Origin of the sequence: Streptomyces beijiangensis (assembly GCF_017315755.1) — a bacterium.
Taxonomy (GTDB): domain Bacteria; phylum Actinomycetota; class Actinomycetes; order Streptomycetales; family Streptomycetaceae; genus Streptomyces; species Streptomyces beijiangensis.
Window position 1 is genome coordinate 1 of the sequence record NZ_JAFLRJ010000812.1, and the last position, 703, is coordinate 703.

Here is a 703-nt window from a genome sequence, read left to right on the forward strand (position 1 = left end):
CAGGTCGAGGCCATCGCGGCGGCACTCGGGCGGGAGATTCCCTTCGCCGGGATCAGCCGCCAGGAGGCCCGCGCGCGGATGGCCGTGGTCTTCGGGGCCGAGGCCGCGGACGCGGTGCTCGACGTCACCGGTGGAGACGTCAACGATGAGCTCCTGGCGGTGCGCGACACCGTTTCCCAGGTCACCGGAGTTCCGGGCCGGCTGTTCCAGCAGTGGGCTTCGGAGAACGCCGGCGCCTTCCGCTGAACGCGTACCTGGAGCGGGCCCCGTGTCAGTGCCTCAGCAGGCGGAGATCGACGGTGTCGGCCATGGCCTTCATGCCCGCGTCGTTCGGGTGGATGTGGTCGCCCGAGTCGTAGGCGGGGTTCAGGGCCGAAGGGTCCGCGGGGTCGCGCATGGCGCGGTCGAAGTCGATGATGCCGTCGTAGGCGCCGCCCGTACGGATCCATGTGTTGACGCTCTGGCGCAGCGCCTCGGCGGCAGGCGTGTAGTAGCCGTTGCCCTTGACCGGCATCAGGGTCGCGCCGATGACTCGGACTCCGGCGGCGTGCGCCTGGGCGATCAGCGCGCGGCAGCCGTTGATCAGGTCCTGGGCGGTCAGCGGTCCGCCGTCGGGGCCGGCGTTGTTGCCGATGTCGTTGATGCCCTCGAAGAGGATCACGTCAGTGACGCCCGGTCGGCTCAGGGCGTCGTGGGCGAACCG

At 70.7% G+C, this 703-nt stretch carries 1 protein-coding gene and 1 pseudogene; one reads left to right on the plus strand and one right to left on the minus strand.

Annotation, left to right across the window (positions count from 1 at the left end; genetic code table 11):
• Positions 1-246 (plus strand): annotated as a pseudogene (locus J0695_RS39230) (capsule biosynthesis protein CapD); the annotation flags it as partial.
• 25 nt (positions 247-271) lie between these two features.
• Here J0695_RS39230 and J0695_RS39235 read toward each other — a convergent pair.
• Positions 272-703, minus strand: a 432-nt coding sequence (locus tag J0695_RS39235; RefSeq protein WP_242553748.1) for a GDSL-type esterase/lipase family protein, incomplete at its 5' end; no start/stop codon positions are given.